The 21,200-nt window shown below is 43.3% G+C and carries 17 protein-coding genes; 4 read left to right on the forward strand and 13 right to left on the reverse strand.

All coding sequences use genetic code 11. The features are described 5' to 3' along the window. Positions 1-17: 17 nt before the first annotated feature. Genes H8S37_RS14800 through clpB form a run of 3 tightly spaced genes read right to left on the reverse strand, consistent with a single transcriptional unit; the run spans position 18 to position 4,862 of the window. Entirely contained in the window at positions 18-1,049 is a 1,032-nt protein-coding gene (locus tag H8S37_RS14800) for an acyltransferase (RefSeq protein ID WP_186876845.1), read from the reverse strand. Continuing rightward, on the reverse strand, positions 1,012-2,268 hold the full coding sequence (locus H8S37_RS14805; protein WP_186876846.1) for a Y-family DNA polymerase: 1,257 nt from the start codon (positions 2,266-2,268) through the stop codon (positions 1,012-1,014). Before H8S37_RS14805 ends, H8S37_RS14800 begins: the two co-directional genes overlap by 38 nt. Beyond that, positions 2,265-4,862 carry an ATP-dependent chaperone ClpB gene (gene clpB / locus H8S37_RS14810; RefSeq protein ID WP_186876847.1) on the reverse strand — a complete coding sequence of 866 codons (2,598 nt, stop codon included), beginning with the start codon at positions 4,860-4,862 and terminating at the stop codon, positions 2,265-2,267. Before clpB ends, H8S37_RS14805 begins: the two co-directional genes overlap by 4 nt. A gap of 226 nt (positions 4,863-5,088) precedes the next feature. Between clpB and H8S37_RS14815 the strand changes: the two genes are divergently transcribed. Genes H8S37_RS14815 through H8S37_RS14825 form a run of 3 tightly spaced genes read left to right on the forward strand, consistent with a single transcriptional unit; the run spans position 5,089 to position 8,833 of the window. Further along, the gene (locus H8S37_RS14815) at positions 5,089-5,706 is read left to right on the forward strand and encodes a TrkA C-terminal domain-containing protein (RefSeq protein WP_186876848.1); all 618 of its coding nucleotides are present in this window, start codon (positions 5,089-5,091) and stop codon (positions 5,704-5,706) included. A 41-nt stretch (positions 5,707-5,747) separates the two neighbouring features. Further along, complete coding sequence (locus H8S37_RS14820; RefSeq protein ID WP_186876849.1) at positions 5,748-7,634, forward strand: glycine betaine ABC transporter substrate-binding protein; 1,887 nt, start codon at positions 5,748-5,750, stop codon at positions 7,632-7,634. 17 nt (positions 7,635-7,651) lie between these two features. After that, on the forward strand, positions 7,652-8,833 hold the full coding sequence (locus H8S37_RS14825; protein ID WP_186876850.1) for a quaternary amine ABC transporter ATP-binding protein: 1,182 nt from the start codon (positions 7,652-7,654) through the stop codon (positions 8,831-8,833). A 94-nt stretch (positions 8,834-8,927) separates the two neighbouring features. Here H8S37_RS14825 and H8S37_RS14830 read toward each other — a convergent pair whose 3' ends face one another. Genes H8S37_RS14830 through H8S37_RS14845 form a run of 4 tightly spaced genes read right to left on the reverse strand, consistent with a single transcriptional unit; the run spans position 8,928 to position 11,536 of the window. After that, entirely contained in the window at positions 8,928-9,350 is a 423-nt protein-coding gene (locus tag H8S37_RS14830; protein ID WP_186876851.1) for a bacteriohemerythrin, read from the reverse strand. Positions 9,351-9,362: 12 nt separating this feature from the next. Further along, the gene (gene nudC / locus H8S37_RS14835; protein WP_186876852.1) at positions 9,363-10,199 is read right to left on the reverse strand and encodes an NAD(+) diphosphatase; all 837 of its coding nucleotides are present in this window, start codon (positions 10,197-10,199) and stop codon (positions 9,363-9,365) included. Beyond that, on the reverse strand, positions 10,196-10,738 hold the full coding sequence (locus H8S37_RS14840; RefSeq protein ID WP_186876853.1) for a signal peptidase II: 543 nt from the start codon (positions 10,736-10,738) through the stop codon (positions 10,196-10,198). The genes nudC and H8S37_RS14840 overlap by 4 nt, the downstream gene beginning before the upstream one ends. Positions 10,739-10,774: 36 nt before the next feature. After that, positions 10,775-11,536 (reverse strand): zinc ribbon domain-containing protein, encoded by a 762-nt coding sequence (locus tag H8S37_RS14845; protein ID WP_186876854.1) that lies wholly within the window; start codon positions 11,534-11,536, stop codon positions 10,775-10,777. Positions 11,537-11,735: 199 nt separating this feature from the next. Here H8S37_RS14845 and H8S37_RS14850 point away from each other — a divergent pair, with 199 nt between their 5' ends. Next, positions 11,736-13,442, forward strand: a complete 1,707-nt coding sequence (locus H8S37_RS14850) for a S8 family peptidase (RefSeq protein ID WP_186876855.1) — start codon at positions 11,736-11,738, stop codon at positions 13,440-13,442. A gap of 43 nt (positions 13,443-13,485) precedes the next feature. Here H8S37_RS14850 and H8S37_RS14855 read toward each other — a convergent pair whose 3' ends face one another. The 6 genes from H8S37_RS14855 to ligA form a co-directional block, all read right to left on the reverse strand. Then, on the reverse strand, positions 13,486-15,069 hold the full coding sequence (locus H8S37_RS14855; RefSeq protein WP_186876856.1) for an ABC1 kinase family protein: 1,584 nt from the start codon (positions 15,067-15,069) through the stop codon (positions 13,486-13,488). Then, entirely contained in the window at positions 15,066-15,416 is a 351-nt protein-coding gene (locus H8S37_RS14860) for a phasin family protein (RefSeq protein ID WP_186876857.1), read from the reverse strand. The genes H8S37_RS14855 and H8S37_RS14860 overlap by 4 nt, the downstream gene beginning before the upstream one ends. 104 nt (positions 15,417-15,520) lie before the next feature. Then, on the reverse strand, positions 15,521-15,892 hold the full coding sequence (locus H8S37_RS14865) for a diacylglycerol kinase family protein (protein ID WP_330605019.1): 372 nt from the start codon (positions 15,890-15,892) through the stop codon (positions 15,521-15,523). A 120-nt stretch (positions 15,893-16,012) separates the two neighbouring features. Further along, positions 16,013-17,293: a cation:proton antiporter gene (locus H8S37_RS14870; RefSeq protein ID WP_186876859.1), complete on the reverse strand. Its 1,281-nt coding sequence runs from the start codon at positions 17,291-17,293 to the stop codon at positions 16,013-16,015. 322 nt (positions 17,294-17,615) lie between these two features. Further along, positions 17,616-19,076, reverse strand: coding sequence for an ATP-dependent Clp protease ATP-binding subunit ClpX (gene clpX / locus H8S37_RS14875; RefSeq protein ID WP_186876860.1), 1,461 nt, complete (start codon positions 19,074-19,076; stop codon positions 17,616-17,618). Between the two features lie 178 nt (positions 19,077-19,254). Beyond that, positions 19,255-21,192, reverse strand: a complete 1,938-nt coding sequence (gene ligA / locus H8S37_RS14880; RefSeq protein WP_207723976.1) for an NAD-dependent DNA ligase LigA — start codon at positions 21,190-21,192, stop codon at positions 19,255-19,257. Positions 21,193-21,200 lie beyond the last annotated feature (8 nt).

Raw genomic sequence — 21,200 nt, forward strand, 5'->3', positions numbered from 1 at the left:
TTTTATTATAACAGCATTTATGTTATTTGTCTGCCCCAGGAACATTTTCGTATCAGGAATACAGATACATATGAAGCCGCGGCAATTGTGCCAATCAAAAGAGGAATCGCTGCCCACGCCGTAAAATCCCCAGGCTCCATATATTTTTTATAATTGTCCAGAAAGAGGATATGGATTAGATAGATACCAAATGAACAGGAACAAATACGGTCGATCCAGCTTTTAAGTCTTCCCTCTGGCTCAAACCGGCATTTTTTAAACCGAATTGCCCAGAGAAAGAACGCTGCTGAACCGGCTGCTATAAACGGACAGCCATATTCTAAAACCTTCTCGCAATGTTCCCCTGTCTGTACTGTCATTCCGGCAGTTATACCGAATACCGCAGCCATGTTTGCCGCAAATATAAGAAATGCTGTCCTCTGTCCAAGTCGGATATGCTTTCTATACCGATAGATATAATATCCGATAAATACATAATACATATAGACTTTATCCCCGATTAGCGGCAGAGCATAGTAAGCCTCTTCGTGGACAAGCGAAGAGACATAATTGAAGATTGTCGTCACACTAATCACTGCCAGAAATGCGTATTCCAGCTTTATTCCCATAAACCGGCACATAACCTGCAAAAAAGGAATCACCAGGTATATGGGGATCATCGCATACAAATACCACAGATGCGGTTCTGTAGGCACATACAAAATATCGCCTAAATCATACGGGGTTTTCATATAAAATGTATTCCACAGGTAATAGACAATGCTCCACACCACCAAAGCCACCACAAACCGCAAAAGTCTCCTGACATGTTTTTCAAACGGCTCTTCTCTTCCCAGCAGAAGCGCCCCGGTAATCATAAAAAAGCAGGGAACACTCACCCGTGCCACTGTATCTAATACCAGAGAAAAATAATATTCCCCGGCAGAAATTTCTCCATACGCACGACAAAAATAATTCGTTACATGAATGGCAATCACAAAAAGAAAGGAAACCATTCGGATGAACTCCAGATTATAATCCCTTTTTCTTATCTTCGGCTTTTCCTTCATTTCTTTTTTTCCTCTTACTTCCCCTTCTCAAAAATGTTCCCTTAACGACCGCACCTTTTCCAAATCGTGCATTTAATTCTTCCACAGCCGCATTTAGTTTCTTATGCTTTTCATCCGGAGGCTTGGGCAGCTCCACATCAAAAATGGTAATCTGTTCCGGCTCTGTTTCATCTACCAGCTTTGCTGTACGGATTCCAAGAAGCCTTACCGGTTCTCCGTTCCATACCTCTTTAAACAGACGGAGTGCTGTTTCATATAAAATTTGAGGTTTGTTTGACGGTCTGTCTAACTGCATTTGATGAGAAATCGTCTGAAAATCATAGTATTTGATTTCCATACTTACCATATATGCTTTCTGTCCCGCTTTTTTCAGCCTCATTCCCACGCTGTCCGCCAGTCTGTCAAAAACCTGCTGTATCTCTTCTAAGGTTCTCGCGTCCTCCGACAGAGTCGTTGAATTTCCGATTCCTTTTGCCTCTGTCTGCTCTGACTGCACCAAGGAGTGATCGATACCGTTGGCAAATTCCCAGAGCATTTTCCCATGACTTTTTAAATGCAGCGCTATCAGCCTTGGATCTGCCTGCGCCAAATCCCCTATCGTCTGAATTTCCAGCTTTTTTAACGTCTCTACACTGGAATGTCCCGCCATATATAATTCCCCGATTGGCAGCGGCCACATTTTCACCTGAATTTCTTCTGGAAATAATGTATGTACTTTATCTGGCTTCTCAAAATCCGATGCCATTTTCGCCAACAGCTTGTTCGTAGAGATTCCAATGTTCACTGTGAATCCAAATTTTTCCCGTATTCCATTCTTTATCTCAAAGGCAGCATCTACACAGGAAGGATACTTTCCTGCTATAGATGTAAAATCCATGTAGCACTCATCTATGCTGACCTGTTCTATCTCCTTTGTATACGTCTTAAGATATGTGATCAGACGCCGACTTTTTTCCTTGTACATCGCGCGATCCGGCGCTTCCATCACCAGGTTTGGACACTTACGAAAGGCATTCGCAACGGGTTCCCCCGTGCGGATGCCATATCGTTTTGCAGGCAGAGACTTCGCAAGCACTACACCTCGGCGTGCTTTCTGATCGCCGCCGATAATCGCCGGTATCGTACGTAAGTCCTGCTTTGCACCACTTTTCAATTGCTCTACTGCCGTCCAGCTTAAATAGGCCGAGTTGACGTCAATATGGAAAATGGTAGGTCTCATGCAATAACCTGTCCTTTCACCCTCGCCTCTAGTTTTCCATCAGAAGCATCTATTATGATAGTATCCTCTCTTCCTACATTCCCTGCAAGAATCAATCTCGCTGCCAATGTCTCTACGTTTTTCTGCAGGTATCTCTTAAGCGGTCTTGCCCCGTACATCGGATCATATCCGCCTTCTACGACAAAGCTCTTCGCAGCCTCTGTCAGTTCAATTCTTAGTTCTTTCTCCTGAAGACGTCTGTTGACATCCGCTATTAACAAATCAATGATCGCACGAATATTTGTTTTCGTCAATGGTTTGAACATGATTATTTCATCCAATCTGTTTAAAAATTCCGGTCTGAAATGTCCTCTCAAATCGTGCATTACCATCTCTTGGCTGCGTTCCTCTATCGTTCCGTCTTCCCGAATTCCTTCCAACAAATATCCTGCGCCGATATTGGAGGTCATAATCAGTATCGTATTCTTAAAGTCTACTGTGCGTCCCTGTGAATCTGTAATACGCCCGTCGTCCAACACTTGAAGCAGTACATTAAATACATCCGGATGTGCCTTTTCAATCTCGTCAAACAATACAACGGAATATGGTTTTCTTCTGACTGCTTCCGTAAGCTGTCCTCCCTCGTCATATCCTACATATCCCGGAGGCGCCCCGATAAGTCGGGATACAGAATACTTTTCCATATACTCGCTCATATCAATGCGAACCATATTGTTCTCGTCATCAAACAAATCTGCGGCAAGCGCTTTGGCAAGCTCTGTTTTTCCAACCCCCGTAGGGCCTAGAAACAAGAAAGAACCGATTGGTTTAGAAGGGTCTTTGATCCCTGCCTTGGAACGGATAATCGCCTCCGTCACCAATTCCACGCCTTCCTCCTGTCCGATCACACGCTTATGCAGCTCCTCTGCAAGATGGAGTGTTTTATTTCTCTCACTTTCGTTTAATTTTGCTACCGGAATTCCTGTCCATCTGGATATGATTCTTGCAATTTCTTCCTCTGTAACAGCTTCGTGAACCAGGCTTAAATCCTTTGCCTTTACCTTTTCTTCCTCGTCCTCCAGCTGTTTTTGAAGCTGTGGAAGCTTTCCATACTGAAGCTCTGCCGCCTTGTTCAAATCATATTCCCGCTGTGCCTTTTGTATTTCCTTATTTACCTGCTCTATTTCTTCGCGAATTTTCTGCACCCGTTCAACGGAGGTTTTTTCATTTTCCCACTGTACCTTCTTCCCCGCATACTCTTCTTTTAGTTCAGACAGTTCTTCCTGAAGATGCTCCAGCCGTTCTCTGCTTAAGCGATCCTCTTCTTTTTTCAATGCCTCTTCCTCAATCTCCAGTTGCATAACCCGTCTTCTAAGTTCGTCCAGCTCTGTAGGCATGGAATCCAGCTCCGTCTTTATCAGTGCACACGCCTCATCTACCAGGTCGATCGCTTTATCCGGCAGAAAACGATCGGATATATACCGGTTCGATAGGGTTGCCGCAGCCACCAGTGCACTGTCTGTAATCTTCACTCCATGAAATACTTCATAGCGTTCTTTTAGCCCGCGCAGAATCGATATTGCATCTTCCACAGTAGGCTCCTCTACCATGACGGGCTGGAAACGGCGTTCCAACGCCGCGTCTTTTTCAATATACTGTCTGTATTCATCCAGCGTTGTCGCACCGATACAGTGTAATTCTCCCCGCGCAAGCATTGGCTTTAGCATATTTCCTGCATCCATTGCACCGTCTGTTTTTCCTGCTCCTACGATTGTATGCAGCTCATCGATAAACAGAATAATTTTTCCGTCGCTGTTCTTTACTTCCTCTAATACTGCCTTTAATCGTTCTTCAAATTCTCCGCGGTATTTTGCCCCTGCTACCAGCGCTCCCATATCCAGGGAAAAAATCGTCTTTTCCTTAAGGCCCTCCGGAACATCCCCACTGACAATTCTCTGTGCAAGTCCTTCTACTACTGCTGTTTTACCGACACCCGGTTCCCCTATCAAGACAGGGTTATTCTTTGTCTTACGCGAGAGAATTCGGACTACGTTCCGGATTTCTTCATCCCTTCCTATGACTGGATCTAATTTCTGGTCCCGCGCCCGTTCCACCAGATCTTGCCCGTATTTATTCAATGTGTCATACGTTGCTTCTGGATTATCACTGGTCACCTTCTGGTTTCCGCGCACAGTAGAAAGCGCCTGCAAAAAGCCCTCTCTGCTGATCCCAAACTCTCTGAAAAGTGGTTTTACGTCTCTGCCTGCATATTTCAGCAGGGATAAAAACAAATGCTCAACAGATACATATTCATCTCCCATCTGCTTCGCCTCGTCTTCTGCGTGTATCAGGACATTGTTCAAATCCTGGCCTACAAATACCTGTCCTCCCTGTACTTTTGGACGTTTGCGCAGCAGCTCCTCCGTCCGGTTGACAAACAGAGACCCTTGAATACTCATTTTCTCAAGCAGTTTTAAAATAAGACTGTCATCCTGCGTGACAAGAGCATACAAAAGATGTTCCTGTGCAAGTTCCTGGTTTCCATATTCATAAGCCAATTTCTCGCAGGACTGCACCGCCTGCATAGAATTCTGCGTAAATTTATTTATGTTCATAGCAAATCCTCCTTCACTATTCGTTTCATTGTTCTATAAGTAATATAGCAATGATTATTAGCACTGTCAAGCATCGAGTGCTAATTTTAGATATTGTTTATACTTTATTATACTTATTCCTTGATAATCTTAAAATCGCATAAAGATTGTATTCCTTCTATTGACAACTGACAACCCTAATATTAATATTGGGTTGTCAATACTTGAATATATAAGGAGCGCTATTATGAGAATTTCAAAAAACATCCCCATCTATGGCCGCGTCGCCTACGATATTGCCTCACAGATTGCGAACGGAAAGCTGGCGGAGGGGCAGCGCTTTTCCGGACGTTCTTTGATGGGTTCCCAATATGGGGTATCTTCTGAGACAATCCGGCGTGCCATGAATTTACTTTCTAATATGAATATAATCGAAATTCAACAAAATGTAGGCGCGACCATTATATCTCGGCAGAATGCACTTGTCTATGTGGAGCAATACAAGGTAGACAACGATTTAAGAGCTTTGAAATCCCAGTTAAAAGAGTTGACTTCCCAAAGAGATCAGCTAAACCGAGATATTTATGATACCTTCTTAAAAATCATGGATTTAGAGGAACGTTTTAAGGACAGTGAGCAGCTTAAGACCTATGAATTTACTGTTCGTGCAGACAGCAAGGCAGCTGGAAAGACACTCGCTGACATACAATTCAGGCAGAGCACCGGCGGTACAGTTGTCGCTATCCGAAGAGACGGAAAGATACAGCTCTCCCCTGATTCAGAAACTACGCTGTATATCGGCGATGTTCTTGTCGTAGCATGCAATGTAGCCAGCATCAGCTATATCACAGAACTCGTCGGCTGATTCTAATTTTTACTATATTATGTACAGGAGGACTTTTATTTATGAAAAAGATTCTATCTCTTACCGTCGCCTCCATACTGCTGTCGGGCACTTTTTTCTCCATTGTTCCCGCTGTTCAAACAGAGGCGGCAGAGACAAAAGGAAAACAGGAGATTGTTTTTGCCGATGTAGGCTGGGATTCTGTGAAGCTCAACAACGCCATTGCAGGGCTGATCGCCGAAGAGGTTTTTGGATATACCTGGGTGGAAGTGCCCGGTTCTACCCCTATCACCCATGAAGCATTGATGAAAAATGAAATCGATGTAAACATGGAGGAATGGACAAATAATATTCCGACCTATCAAAGCGATCTGGAGGACGGCACTTTTACAGAGCTTGGAATCAATTTTGACGATAATTACCAGGGATTGTATATTCCTCGGTATGTAGCTGATGAATATCCAGATCTCAAAACCGTTCAAGATCTGGAAAAATATCCGGAACTCTTTCCAGATCCGGAAGATACCTCCAAAGGAATCATCTATGGCGGAATTCCTGGCTGGGAAGCTACTGAAATTATGCAAAAGAAGATAGATGCCTACGGTCTGGATCAGTATTATAATTACCTCGTTCCAGGCAGCAATGCCGCCTTAGACTCTACAATTACTTCCGCCTGGGACAAAGAAGAGCCTTTTGTCGCATATTACTGGGAGCCCACATGGCTCATGGGAAAATATGATCTGGTTTTGCTTGAAGACAGCCCCTATGATCCCAATACTTATCACGACGGTATCGGTGCGTACCCTGCTGTGACTGTAACCGTAGCTGCAAGTAATGAATTTGCCAAATCCAATCCCGAATTTTGTGAATTTTTATCTAACTATCACACCGGTTCCGAACTCATCAGCGAGGGACTTGCCTATATGCAGAAAAACGATCCGGATGACCATGAAGCGGCCGCAAAATATCTTTTAAAGCAGCATCCCGAATTGATAGAAGAATGGCTCACTTCAGAACAGGCAGAACTGCTCAATGCCAGCTTAGAGAAAGACTCTGGCACCGGCAATCACTCCGATTGGCTCTTTCATTTTCCAGTCGTATTCAGTCCGGATACAGTAGCAATCGACAGCGCCGTGCGTGAATTTGCTGTCGCGGCAGATTCCGTGCTCCAGGCAGTCCAAAACGTTCTCGGAGGCCTGGTGAATTTGTTTAAATGGCTGCTGTCACATATCCCTTGGTTCTTGCTTCTCCTCCTTGTCTTTTTACTTGGATGGAGGGTTCGCCGCCGGATACGCAGCGGAATTCTATATGCGGCCATATTAAGTCTGGTCGGCATAGTAGGTTACTGGGATGAGATGTTGCTGACGCTTTCTATTGTACTGGCAAGCGTTGTGATTGCTCTCCTGCTCGGTCTCCCTGTAGGTATCCTGATCTCTAATTCTCAAAGAGCAAACCGGATTGTACGTCCTATTCTGGATACGATGCAGACTATGCCTGTATTCGTCTACTTGATTCCGGCGCTTCTTCTGTTCGGCATGGGCAATGCATCCGCGGTGATCGCAACAGTGATCTATGCGATTGTGCCTGTCATCCGTTTAACCAGCCTGGGAATTCGCCAGGTAGACAAAGAAGTCGTCGAGGCTGCGCGTTCCTTTGGCTCAACCAGGTGGCAGACTCTGTTTAAAGTACAGATACCGCAGGCAGTTCCTACAATTATGACCGGCGTGAACCAAACGTTAATGATGGCTATGGCAATGGTCGTTACTTGTTCTATGATCGGCGCTCGTGGTCTTGGCATGGAGGTGTTAAACGCAGTCAACCGTATCGAAATCGGACGCGGGCTTATTGCCGGTAGCTGTGTTGTTATCCTCGCCGTCGTGTTAGATCGTCTTACACAGGGCTGGTTCAACAAAAATAGTGACAATACAGACAACGGAAATGAAGAGTAAAAGCTGGAGGAGAATATATGGATAGGAATGAAAATGTAATCGAAGTGCACCATGTAAGCAAATTATATGGATTAAATAAAACAGAAGCTGTGCGGCTTATGGAGGCGGGCAGTCAAAAAAAAGAGGTGCAGAAAAAAACAGGGGTATCTGTGGCATTGTGGGATATTAATCTGGAAATTCCCCGCGGACAGATCTTCGTTATCATAGGTCTGTCTGGCTCTGGAAAATCTACACTCGTCCGGTGTTTTAACCGGCTGAATAAACCTACCTCCGGTTCTGTCTGCTTCAACGGAAGGGATCTTTCTAAGCTTTCCAAAAAAGAGCTGCTTACATTTCGCCGCAACAATATTTCTATGGTTTTTCAGTCCTTCGGACTGATGAGTCATCGGGATGTTCTGGGAAATGTCGCCTATGGTCTTGAAGTCAAAGGAGTTTCCAAGGCCGAGCGCGAAAAAAAGGCAATGGAAGTCATCTCAATGGTCGGTCTATCCGGCTGGGAGCATCAGTCCTGCAAAAATCTTTCCGGCGGTATGCGCCAGCGTGTAGGTATCGCACGCGCACTTGCCAATGACCCAGATGTACTTTTGATGGATGAGCCGTTTTCTGCACTGGATCCTCTCGTTCGGCAGGATATGCAGTTTGAACTTCTTCAAATACAGCGTAAGCTTAAAAAAACAGTGATATTTATTACCCATGATATTGATGAAGCGTTTAAGCTTGGAGACACTGTGGCAATTATGAAAGATGGAAAATTAGTCCAGGTTGACACTCCGGAGCAGATGAGTGAACACCCTGCCAATGAATATGTAGAAGCCTTTATCAATAATGCAGATAAGTCTCATGTGCTCTGTGTCCACAACATCATGATCACACCAAAGGCATTGATCCAGACAGATGATGGGCCAGAACACGCCATTCGTGTAATGAATAAAAATGAACTGTCTACCGTATATGTCGTAGATAAGGATCTGCACCTAGCCGGAGTTCTCACCATCAATGACGCTCTGCGCGCCAGAAAGGAGCATCTCCTCATTACAGATATTATGGAAAAGGAAATACCCGTGGTAGATACCGATACCCTGGTAGCCGATATTATGGCTTTGGCTGCCTCGGCGCATTACCCAATCGCCGCTGTAGGAAAAGATGGACAGCTCAAGGGAATTGTGACAAAGGCAAAGGTATTGTCCTCATTGGCGTAACTTATTTTTCGCTAAAGCAACAGGCCTGTGCACGTAATCTGTACACAGGCCTGCCCTCTTTCTCTGACTTCGTCCTGAATCTGTATTCGATTCTTTATAGCCTTTCACTGCTGTCATTCATAAACTTATACTCCGCCACAGAACGGTCAAATCCTTTGATATGTCTATACAGCCATTCAATCACATTTTTATTTACCTGCTCTACAAAAGCGTCCGACGGCCCTTCTTCCTCTTCCAGCATATTATAAAGATCCTTTACGACATTTCTCAATTTATCATGCTCTTTCTTATGTTCTGCGATTCCCGGATACTGGATAGACTCCTGCAGCTTTTCCTCCTCTCCAAAGTGGAATTCCGTATAATCTGCGAGATAATCCAGTGTCTTTACTGCCACCAGCTTGTCTTTCGTAGTCTCGCAGCTATCCAGAAGCTTATTGATTTTGTCAATCAGTTCCTTGTGCTGTGAATCAATCATTTCATTTCCTGTTACTAAGCTTTCATCAAATTCTGCTCTCATAAATATTACCTCCTAAACTTCTCCGTTTTTAAATTTCATTATCATTTCATTGGTCAGGCTATCCCGTGAGCTTTTTACCGGAATATCTTCCCGTTCAAACCATTCTGCCAGAGCCAGCTCCTCTTTGTCAAGTATAATTGTATCTTCTCCGTCCAAATCACAGTAAAATCCCATTAGCAGTGTATCTGTAAAAGACCAGGGCTGGCTCTTATAATAGCGGATATTTTTTACCTTTAGCCCCACCTCTTCCATAACTTCCCGCTTAACCGTCTCCTCCACAGTTTCCCCGATCTCTGTATACCCTGCCAAAAGTGCATATTTTTTAAATGCTCTGTCTGCATATTTTGACAGCAGGATTCGATTCTTGTCCGTCACCCCGATGATGACCGCCGGACATATTTTCGGGAATTCCATATTCCGACATTCCTCACAGTAGACCATTCTTTCCTTTTTGTCCATTTTCATAAGATGTCCGCATCTTCCACAATACCTATGCGCTCGATACCAGTTAAAAAGCTGAAATCCTGTAATCCCTGCAAACGCACGATACTGTGGTTCTCCCGTTCTGAAGATCTCTGTATTTTCCAGGGTAAAATCGGACAGACGTTCTCTGCTGATTTCTTTTACGAGATAATACTGTTCCTTGTCAATTGTAAATAAATATATGTAATCCTGATATATATCTTCATTTAAACGTTCTAAGTCCTGAAACCTTGGAAATTCTATTCCTTCCCTTGTCTTCCTTAATAATACCGTATGTCCCTCATAATACAATGCGATGCTGTCCCTTTTAGGAGGAACAGGTCTGTATTGATTGTCATAGCTGTGCGGTGCAATATCTTGTATCATTTGTCCGTCTCCTGTTTTCTTTTTATTTCTGTATTCTGCCTTTTCAAACCTGCCTTATTATTATACCGCCCAGTCCCAAAAATACAAGTATCCGAACACAATGAAAAAAGAATACTCCCGAGAAAAATAAACACATCTCCCAGATTAAACGTAACATTTCCGCTTCCTTTTTTACCGTTTACAGCTATATAATCTACGACATATCCGCGCGCCCACCTGTCCAGCGTATTACTCCACGCACCCCCTGCCAGAAGGGTCAGTCCTGCTTTTTCACAGAACTGTCCCTTCTTCTCAAAGGTAAATACCTGGCGAAAAGCAAGCACCACGCAAAGAAACAACGAAAGGATACGCACAATATCCGGACGGCTGTCAAACAAATTCATACACGCCCCTTTATTGTGTGCTTTTCTGACAATTATCCTTCTGCCAAGCTTTTTTTCTTCCTGATCTTCTACATGCTTTTCTACAAAATTTTTTATTATCTGATCTGCCGCAGCCAGCAGTCCTGCTGCCCCTGCTCCTTTGATTATACCCGCCATCTTGCTTCCTCCTGGCAGAAAAACTCCTCTTACTGCTTATTTTCCTGTATCTTTTTCAGCTTTATCTGCTACATCAGACGCTTTTCTTGCTACCTTTTCTGCCGTATCTGCAACCTTCTCCGCTGCCTTATGTGCTATATCCACCGTTTTTTCCACTACCTTATCCGCTGTATCGGCCGTCTTCTGTGCCGCCTTATCTGCCGCATCTGCCGTTTTTTGTACCGCCTTGTCCATCGCTTCGGCTGTCTTATGCACCGCCTTATCTGCTGCGTCTGCCGTCTTCTGTGCCGCCTTTCCCGCTGCATCTGCTGTCTTATGCGCTGCCTTGTCCACTGCCTCTGCTGTTTTCTGCGCTGTCTTTCCCGTCATATCTGCTGCCTCCTGTGCTGTTTCTGCTGCTTTTTCTTTTACTTTCTCCGAAAATTCTTCTGCCTCTTTTTCTATCTTTTCTCCACAATATGGGCAAAATGACATCTCCTTTGCTGCCATTCTGCCACACGCATGACATTTTACTGCTCCTCTTACTTCCACGATTTTATGCTGGTATTCTCTTATACTGTCCTCTCTGTTTTCAATCGCTTCACAGTAAGCTGCCGCATCTTCTTCTACTTTCTTATTTTTCCTATAAAGGCGGTAAATTATGTTTCCAATCTCTGTCAGATCTTTCTCATTCTCCCGTTCCAGAGAACGGATCTGATTTCTCAAACGCTGGATCTCCACCGCCTCACCAGCCTTATTTGCCACCGTTTCTGCTGTTTCACCAATCCTTTTTCCTAAATCTTCAAAAAAATCTTTCATGCTGTCGTCTCCCTTCATTTCACAGTCTGACCTATTTAACATGCAAACCGTCTATTTCAATATATACCGCTTTGAACTTATATACATTATACCCCACTATCTGCCAACTTCAACCATATCATTTCCGAATTTACATTTTTATAATATTTTCTCTTCTTTCGCATATATTATCACAAAGTCTATTTATGAAGAGGCCTCCATGACAAATGAAACAAAATGTAAGGAATGGATTCTTTCTGAAGATTACCGGGATTTTATTATAAATGAAAACCGCACTCCCTTTTTAGAAAATATTGCACAGAACCCTGTCTGTGAACAGTATGCCGGCTTTGACTACCGCTGCATCTATCTGCCTGCACTCCAGGCAGGAACTCTTACCAGCAAGCAATTTTCTTATAACTCGATTCCTAAATGTTACGCTCTGCTTAGCATGGACACACTCAATCAGGCTGGAATTCTTCCCATCCAAAATTATCCTACCCTGCAATTAAAAGGAAATGGTATTTTGATCGGTTTTATAGACAGCGGAATTGATTATGCAAACACTGTATTCAGAAATCTGGACGGTTCTACCCGTATTGCCGCAATCTGGGATCAGACAATCCAAACCGGCACTCCGCCCGATGGATTTTTATATGGCTCTGAATACACACAGAATGACCTCAATGATGCGCTCTCTCTAGACAATCCCCTTTCCGTTGTTCCTACCAGAGATGAAATCGGTCATGGCACATTTCTCGCCAGTCTCGCAGCAGGTTCTGCCGAACCCTCCCGCCAATTTTTAGGCGCAGCTCCTGAATCCACATTGGCCGTAGTCAAATTAAAACCTGCAAAGCAATACTTAAAGGAATATTATTATATCCCCGATGATACGATATGCTATCAGGAAAACGATATTATGCTTGCCCTGAAATATCTAAATGACCTGGCTGATTCTTTGGGGATGCCTCTTGTTCTTTGCATCGCACTCGGCACCAGTATGGGCGGACATATTGGCTCTCTTCCCCTGTCTACACTGATTGATGACTACAGCAGCTCCGCCAACCGGATTCCCGTGATAGGAGTAGGAAATGAGGCAGACAAAAGACATCATTATTACAATGAAATACTGGATAATAAAGATACAAAAACCGTAGAAATAAGAGTCGGGGAAAATGTCTCTGGATTTACAATGGAGCTGTGGACAGAAATCCCGAATTTTCTGTCTATCTCCCTGATTTCTCCCTCCGGAGAATCCACTTCTACGCTTCCTGTCCGGGTAAACGAAATTACAGAATTAAACTTTCTGTTTGAGCGCACCACCGTAAATATTGACTATCGGATTCTCGTAGAGCAGACAAATTCAGAACTTATTTCTTTTCGTTTTACAGCGCCTGCTCCTGGAATCTGGAAATTGGTTGTAGAACCTCTGCGCGTTATAGATGGCCGTTTCCATATCTGGCTCCCACTTACTGAATTTATAAGCGGAGAAGTGTACTTCTTAAATCCAGATCCTTACTATACGCTGACCAATCCGGCTAATACCTCAAAGCCTGTCATTGTCTCCTATTATAATGGTACAACAAACGGCCTTGCCTTATCCTCCGGAAGAGGATATACCCGTACCAATCTTATCAATCCCAGCATCACCGCGCCCGGGATTGAAGTCGAAGGTGCCCTGCCTGACGGCCGATTTGCTGTCCGTTCCGGTTCCAGCATTGCGACAGCTATAACCGCAGGGAGCACTGCCCTGCTATTGGAATGGATTCTATTTCACCTGGGGAACCCCAGTATTGACTCTTATCAGATAAAGAGTCTGATGATTCTCGGCGCCGTCCGTCCTGCCGGCATGGACTATCCAAACCGTGAATGGGGATACGGACAGTTAAACCTGTACAATTCTCTCGAAGAAATGAGGCAGCTATGAACGATAAAGGGGAGATAAAAATCTCCCCTTATAAATCCCTCTTTTATTTCTTTGAAAATAAATGTTTTATAAATACATATAATACGATGACAAACGCTATCAAATATCCCAGTGCTCCGAGCGCCGGAATCCCCCATATTTTCGGAGTCATGTCCGTCGTACAAATAATACTGGAACTAATTAACAGAGCCATCACCCACAGTCCCATCACTATGTTTCTTACCAGCCGCCGCAAAAGCTCTGACAAATCCCCGGCAGCATGGAGATCCAGATTTACCCGCGTCTGCCCTCTCATATGCCCGCGCAGAATATCCGCTGTCAGGGAAGGAATATCCATCGCCTTTCTCAAAGATTTATAAAAGCTTTTTCCACCGCTTTTTAATTCCTTCTTCAAATCCAGATTTTTAAAAAAGCTTCCTGCAATTCGTGCAGACGCAATATCCACCATATTTATCTCTGGAGCAATGTCTGCCAAAACCCCTTCCATATGTGTCAATCCTCTTGCCAGCATTGTCAGTCCATGGGGCATCCTGATTTTATTTTCCTTCATAACCTCCATTAAGTCTGTCATAACTTCTGCAACATTGATGCTTCCCATATCCGTACTTCCGTATTTTAGAATCAGTCCGTCGATGTCTTCATACAATCTGCTCAGATCTGGTTTCTCTTTAAACTCTCCCAGTGCGAGTACCGCTTCTTGAATGAGTTCAATTTCGTGCAGGCCTACCCCCTGCACCGCTTTTCCAATCATTTCTCTGTCATGTTCCGTCAGCCTGCCCATCATTCCCATATCAAGCCAGATGATTTTTCCATCTCTGATTTTTACATTTCCAGAATGAGGATCCGCATGAAAAAAGCCATCTTCCATTACCTGCTTAATATAATTATCTACCAGCTTGGTTCCGATTTCCTTTAAATCATACCCATACTTAAGCAGACGTTCCTTATCATCTATGCCGCAGCCCTCAATATACTCCATTACAAGAACATAAGACGTCGTGTATTCCTGGTACAGCACCGGAGTTCCCACAAAGGCGATATCTCTGTTGTTCCTGGCAAATTCTTCCATATTAGAAGCTTCCTTCAGAAAGTTCATCTCCTCACGTGCCACTGCCCACAGCTCATCTAAAACCATATCTAAGTCTGCCAGACCTTTCACGCTGACCGGCGGCATCAGCTTCACCGCTTTGTGAAGCAGTGCAATATCCCGCGCCATCTTCTCATAGATCCCCTGTCTTTGTACCTTTACTACAACATCTCTGCCAGATTTTAAAACTGCCTTGTGTGCCTGTGCAATAGACGCAGAGCCTAATGGCCGCTCCTCAATGCAGGAAAATATCTTCTGCCATGGGACTCCATAAGATTTCTCCAATATTTCTGCTACCTCTTCGAACGGCATCGGAGAAACCTCCGTACGAAGTCTTGTCAGTTCCTCACAGTATGCCTTTGGAAGAATATCCGAATGCATGGACATAATCTGTCCGATTTTAATAAATGTAGGCCCTAGATCTTCTAATATAAGCCGTAATTTTTCAGGCGTGATTCCCTTCGTTATCTCGTGTTTCCTAAGTACTCCTGTAATTTCCTTAAGACGCAGGGAATACATGCCAGGTTCCTTTTTACTCATTCACTTTTTCCTTGTCCCGCACTTTCTTTGTCCGCGCCTTTTGTATCTGTTTTTTCTCTTTTTTGAATCTCTTCTTTCAGTGCTTTTATCTGCTCCGGTGTCATTTTGTCGAGGATCTCGTCCATTTCCTTTATTGCAGAACTCTTTTCTTCTGCATGGACACTCTCTTGCATTGTTTTCTTTATATTATGCTTCAGCTCCTCATTCAATACTTTTCCCTGTTCTACTGTCAACTCACCCTTTTTTACCATCTCATCGAGCAGATCCTTAGATTTCTCAGCAGTGGCTGCCACTGCTCCAATTCCTGCCAATAAAATTTTTTTAACATTTTCTCCTAATTTTTCCATTCTGTTCTCCTCTCACACTTCAAACTAATGTGTTTCTTTTCTATTTTGTTCTTTCCTCTTATGTTCTGCCAGGACTCCCTGTCAGCCCTGTATATTTCTGCCGGCTAAAACATAGAAAACAACTTAGGAACAAAAATCATACACCCTGTAACAGCAGCCATAATCGCCGCAATCAAAACAGCGCCTGCCGCCGTATCTTTTGCTACTTTTGCCAATGGCTTTTTCTCTTCTGTCACGAGATCCACAACTGCCTCGACTGCTGTATTGACAAGCTCAAGCGCCAGAATCATGCCAAATAAAATGAAACAAATACACCACTCTGTCACAGATATATGAAGCAGTGTTCCCGCAAGAATTACCAATAGCATTGCCACACAGTGCAGCTTCATATTTCGTTCCTTTGCAATCCCTGAAAAAATCCCTTCAAAAGCATATCCAAAGCTCTTATACAAGGGGGATTTCCCGCCTTTTCTCACATTTTCCACCTTCTCATTCTGTGTTTTCCTTACCCGTATTCTATCAGACATTCTCAAGAAAGTAAACACGCCAGAGGCGGCATAAGATATTCCTTCTTATGCCGCCTCTCTCATACAATTCTATCTTTTCTTATTGTCTTCACCGCGGATTTCCGCTGCATTCTCATAATAACTCGTCACACGTTCACTTTCAGGCACAAGCTGCTCTGGAGCCGGTGCTGTTCCCGGTGCAAATACAACTTTTAAAAGAATCGGCGTAATAATCGTCGTGATAACCACTACAATAATCACCGGCCCTAAAAATTCTGGACTCATAAGTCCTATAGAATCTCCTTTACTTGCAACAATCAATGCAACTTCCCCACGGGAGATCATCCCAACTCCTATTCGCTTTACCTGATAATTTTTATAACCGCACAGCTTTGCTCCCAGACCACATCCGACTATCTTCGTCAAGATTGCAACAATCGTAAGTGTGACTGCAAACCCGATAATTGCCCCTGACATTTCCGGCAGTACAACCTTCAGACCAATACTTGCAAAGAAGACTGGGGAAAGAAGAAGATACGAAAGTGTGTCAAACTTACTTTCCAGATAATTTGCGCGGCGCACGTTTGATATAATCAGCCCTGCAATAAATGCTCCTGTAATGTCTGCTACACCAAAAACCTCTTCTGCTATATACGCCATAAGGAGGCAAAATACAAACGCTACAATGGTATGTCTGTGCAGTTCCTTCTTCGCATCATCCACCCATTTTTTATATAATTTGTAAAACAAAAACCCGATAATTCCTGAAAAGGCAAAAAATCCGACTATTTTCAACAGTACAACCGCCAGGCTCACGCTCGAATCTGCAAGGCTTGTCACAATTGTCAAAGCAATGATGCCGAGTATATCATCTATAATCGCAGCTCCTAATATCGCATTTCCCGAATGTGTCTTTAATTTTCCAAGTTCCTTTAGTGTCTCTACACTGATGCTGACAGAAGTCGCTGTCAGTATTACCCCTATGAAAATATTCTGAAGGAATACACTGACCTCTGCTGTCGATGCGATCATGTCCGGCCGGTTAAAAAACCATGCTACTCCAAATCCTCCAAATAGAGGAACAATAACACCACAAAGCGCTATCACAAAAGAAGCTTTTCCGCTTGCTTTCAGTTCCTTGATGTCTGTTTCCATTCCGGCGCTGAACATCAAGACAATAACTCCGATCTCTGCCACTGACTTGATGAAAGAAGTCTCTGTAAGAACTCCAAAGCCTGCCGGCCCCAAGACCAGACCTGCCAGAAGCGCTCCCACCACCTGCGGCATCTGCACTCTTCGCGTCAGAATTCCCAGAAATTTTGTACAAAGTAAAATAATTGCCAGATCTAATAAATACCCGTAACTGCTCATTCCTCTTCCCTCGCTCTTTCTGCACAATTTATCTCGAACAGATTAAGAATACTCCTTTTACTCCTTTTTTTCAAGGTCTAATCTTATGAAACTTTATACAAAATCAAGTCTCCAAACGGAAATGAAAAAGCAGTAATACACGCCCTTTTGCGCGAATCATTTTTGTTAGCGTCCGCAGTGCCAGCTCAATTCCGCATACGCTTCATTTCGCTATCGGCAGTCGCCGAATGAAAAGAAACAGACAAACTTCTGTTTACATGCAAGCATGACACAGAGTTTGCCTGTTCTTTTCGCACTGCTTGTTGCTTCGTTAAATTTATACTTAATTTAATCTTGGAACTTCTTGTCCTCTTAGTTCTATAATAGGGCCCCCGGTTCCTTCTATATATTCTCTTGTAATAGTCACCTGACCGATACTGTCATCCTTTGGTATCTCATACATGATGTCCAGCATAAATTCTTCGATAATTGCGCGCAGTGCACGGGCTCCTGTATCTTTCTCCATTGCTTTTTCGGCGATTGCCTCCAACGCTCCGTCATCAAACTTCAAATTTACTTCATCAAGCGCCAAAAGCTTCTGGTACTGCTTCAATATCGCGTTTTTCGGTTCCCTTAATATCTTTACAAGCATATCCTTATCCAGACCTTTTAAGGTGAAGATAATAGGCAGACGTCCTATAAATTCTGGAATCATTCCAAATTTACGCAGATCTTCCACTGTGACTTTAGACAAAAGCTCTTTATCATGCTCAAATTTATCTTTCAGTTCAGAATTAAAGCCCATAGACGTCTTTTTAGACAATCTCTCTTTTATGATTTCTTCTAAATCTGGAAACGCGCCGCCACAGATAAACAAAATATTTTTTGTATTGACTGTCGTCAGAGGCACCATCGCATTCTTGCTGTTCGCACCTACCGGCACCTCTACTTCGCTTCCTTCCAAAAGCTTTAGCATTCCCTGCTGTACAGATTCTCCGCTTACATCTCTCTGGTTCGAATTTCTCTTTTTCGCAATCTTATCAATCTCATCAATGAAGATAATGCCCTGTTCTGCCCTTTCTACGTCGTTGTCCGCAGCAGCCAGTAATTTAGAGACAACACTCTCAATGTCATCCCCTATGTATCCTGCCTCTGTAAGCGAAGTCGCATCTGTAATCGCAAGCGGCACATCCAAAAGCTTTGCCAGTGTTTTTACAAGATATGTCTTTCCGCTTCCTGTCGGTCCAATCATCAGCATATTGGATTTTTCAATTTCAATATCATCCATCGTATCTGTAGCAACCCGTTTATAATGATTATATACAGCTACAGACATCGCCTTCTTTGCATACTCTTGTCCTACCACATACTCGTCCAGCCTTGCTTTAATTTTATGCGGAGCAGGAATATCTTTGATGTCTAGTTTATGATATTCCTTTGTCTTTTCTTTTTTCTTCTTTATCTTTTGGCTCTTCGGAATCGTATTTTCCAAGTCCGACATATTTAAAAACTGTACTCCTGGAATATGCATCAGCCTATTTAGATCCACTGACCCATTTGTCATTGCATCAAAGCTCTTCTGCATACAATCCGGACATACGGTGATATTATTCGGCAGTTCTACCATCTTCCCAGTCACACTCTCCGGTCTATGGCAGATAAAACAGATTTTCTCGTACTCATCTTCTTTTTCTTTTTTCTCTTCTGTTTTTATTACTTCTGTCTTTTCTTCTGAAACTGTGTCTGGAGTAGTTTCCTTCTCTTTTTTTTCTTCGTCTATGATAACAAAATCCTTGTCTGACATCGTCTTTTCCTTCCTTGCCCTCTATGAATATTTTCTGCGCACACTCATAATACCGTACGCAGATATGCCTTCATACGTATTTTTGCTGCTTTATCTATCTCAAGATGCAGCTAACCTGTCTCCCATTATAATACACATGCTGCGTATATACAAATGAACTTTTTCTAAACCTCTCTCCTTATTCTTCCAGCATTTTCAGAAATTCTTCCTCAGAAATAATCGGAATTCCCAGTTCTTTTGCTTTCTTATTCTTAGAAGAAACAGACTCTACATCATTGTTAATCAGATAATTCGTCTTGGACGTCACCGTACCTGTCACCTTTCCGCCCTTTTTTTCAATCTGTTCCTTTATCTCCCTGCGATTTGAAAAATACTTTACCGTACCTGTCACAACAAAATTCATATTTTCAAATATCTGCTTTTCTGCCTGCTCTGTCTCTTCTGGTATCTCCACTTCCAAAAGCAGACGCCTGAATAAATCTTTATTCTCTTTATCGGAAAAATATTCTACAAATACGTGCGCAATTACGCCTCCGATTCCAGAAATCTCATCTAATTCTTCCTCTGTGGCATTGATAAGACGTTCCGGCTGATTATCAAATGCCTTGCAGATCATCTTGGCATTAGCCAATCCGATATTGGGAATTCCCAGACTGTATACCAGTTTTGCAAGGGTTGTCTGCCGCGCCTGCTCTACATTACGGATTAAATTATCATAAGATTTTTCCCCAAAACCTTCCATATTTTTGATCTGTTCCTCATATCGGTCCAGATGGAAGATATCCGTAAAGTCCTTCACAAATCCATTGATAATAAACTTCTCTAAGGTTGCCTGAGACATGCCTTCAATATTCATCGCATCTCGGCTTACAAACAATACAAAAGATTTTACATGCTTTGCCTGGCATTTCGGGTTCGTGCAAAACAATGCTTTTGTCTCATTTTCCATAGAAATCTTTGTCTTTCCACCGCATACCGGACAGACCTTTGGCACATCTTTCACCCCGCTGCGCGTCAGATTCTCTGCAATCTGCGGAATGATCATATTCGCCTTATACACCTTAATGCGATCCCCAATTCCTAGTTCCAGTTCTTCCATGATACTGATGTTATGCACGCTGGCCCGGCTGACCGTCGTACCTTCCAGCTCTACCGGCTCAAAAATCGCAACTGGATTCAAAAGTCCGGTGCGTGAAGGGCTCCACTCAATCTCCCTAAGTGTCGTCTCCCTTATCTCATCCGCCCACTTAAATGCAATAGAATCTCGCGGAAATTTCGCCGTCGCTCCCAGACCTTGCCCATAGGCAATATCATCATAGATAAGTACTAAACCATCGGAAGGTATCGCATTTTCTTTGATATGACTTTCAAACCACTTCACTTCTTCTTCAACGGTACTGCTCGTAACAAGGTGATTTTCTACTACAGAAAACCCTTGCTCTTTCAACCATTCCATCTGATAAAAACGAGAATTCTTAAAATCGACTCCATCCGCCTGCACAAGACTGAACGCATAAAACTGTACGTTCCTTCTTGCTGTAATTTCATTATTTAATTGTCTTACAGAACCACTACATAAATTTCTTGGATTTTTATATTTCGCGTCTACATCCTCAATCTCATCATTGATTTTTTCAAAATCTCGGTAACTGATAACCGCCTCTCCCCTGAGGATCAGCTCACCCTTATAAGGAATATGAAGTGGAAGATTTACAAACACCTTCGCATTATTGGTAATGACCTCTCCGACTTCTCCATTTCCTCTGGTAACTGCCTTCAAAAGGCTTCCCTCCAGATAGGTCAGCACGATCGTCAGTCCGTCCAGCTTCCAGGAAATCACCGCCTTTTTGTCTCCCAGAAATTCTCTTAACTGCTCTGTCTCCTTCGTTTTGTCCAAAGACAACATAGGACGCTCATGCTGCTCTTTAGGCAGTTCACTAAGTACTTCATAACCCACATGAATGGTAGGACTGGACGAAATTGTCGTTCCCAATTCACGTTCCAGTCCTGCTAATTCATCATATAATCTGTCATATTCAAAATTGCTCATGATTTCGGTGTCTTCCTGTTCATACGCACGCCGCGCTCTGTTTAACAGCTCCACCAATTCAAGCATTCTTTCTT

This window comes from Mediterraneibacter hominis, assembly GCF_014287475.1.
Classification (GTDB): domain Bacteria; phylum Bacillota; class Clostridia; order Lachnospirales; family Lachnospiraceae; genus Mediterraneibacter; species Mediterraneibacter hominis.

Bases quoted from the DNA above. Each gene is read 5' to 3' on its own strand.
- H8S37_RS14800 (WP_186876845.1), bottom strand. From the start codon at position 1,049: ATGAAGGAAAAGCCGAAGATAAGAAAAAGGGATTATAATCTGGAGTTC.
- H8S37_RS14805 (WP_186876846.1), bottom strand. From the start codon at position 2,268: ATGAGACCTACCATTTTCCATATTGACGTCAACTCGGCCTATTTAAGC.
- clpB (WP_186876847.1), bottom strand. From the start codon at position 4,862: ATGAACATAAATAAATTTACGCAGAATTCTATGCAGGCGGTGCAGTCC.
- H8S37_RS14815 (WP_186876848.1), top strand. From the start codon at position 5,089: ATGAGAATTTCAAAAAACATCCCCATCTATGGCCGCGTCGCCTACGAT.
- H8S37_RS14820 (WP_186876849.1), top strand. From the start codon at position 5,748: ATGAAAAAGATTCTATCTCTTACCGTCGCCTCCATACTGCTGTCGGGC.
- H8S37_RS14825 (WP_186876850.1), top strand. From the start codon at position 7,652: ATGGATAGGAATGAAAATGTAATCGAAGTGCACCATGTAAGCAAATTA.
- H8S37_RS14830 (WP_186876851.1), bottom strand. From the start codon at position 9,350: ATGAGAGCAGAATTTGATGAAAGCTTAGTAACAGGAAATGAAATGATT.
- nudC (WP_186876852.1), bottom strand. From the start codon at position 10,199: ATGATACAAGATATTGCACCGCACAGCTATGACAATCAATACAGACCT.
- H8S37_RS14840 (WP_186876853.1), bottom strand. From the start codon at position 10,738: ATGGCGGGTATAATCAAAGGAGCAGGGGCAGCAGGACTGCTGGCTGCG.
- H8S37_RS14845 (WP_186876854.1), bottom strand. From the start codon at position 11,536: ATGAAAGATTTTTTTGAAGATTTAGGAAAAAGGATTGGTGAAACAGCA.
- H8S37_RS14850 (WP_186876855.1), top strand. From the start codon at position 11,736: ATGACAAATGAAACAAAATGTAAGGAATGGATTCTTTCTGAAGATTAC.
- H8S37_RS14855 (WP_186876856.1), bottom strand. From the start codon at position 15,069: ATGAGTAAAAAGGAACCTGGCATGTATTCCCTGCGTCTTAAGGAAATT.
- H8S37_RS14860 (WP_186876857.1), bottom strand. From the start codon at position 15,416: ATGGAAAAATTAGGAGAAAATGTTAAAAAAATTTTATTGGCAGGAATT.
- H8S37_RS14870 (WP_186876859.1), bottom strand. From the start codon at position 17,293: ATGAGCAGTTACGGGTATTTATTAGATCTGGCAATTATTTTACTTTGT.
- clpX (WP_186876860.1), bottom strand. From the start codon at position 19,076: ATGTCAGACAAGGATTTTGTTATCATAGACGAAGAAAAAAAAGAGAAG.
- ligA (WP_207723976.1), bottom strand. From the start codon at position 21,192: ATGCTTGAATTGGTGGAGCTGTTAAACAGAGCGCGGCGTGCGTATGAA.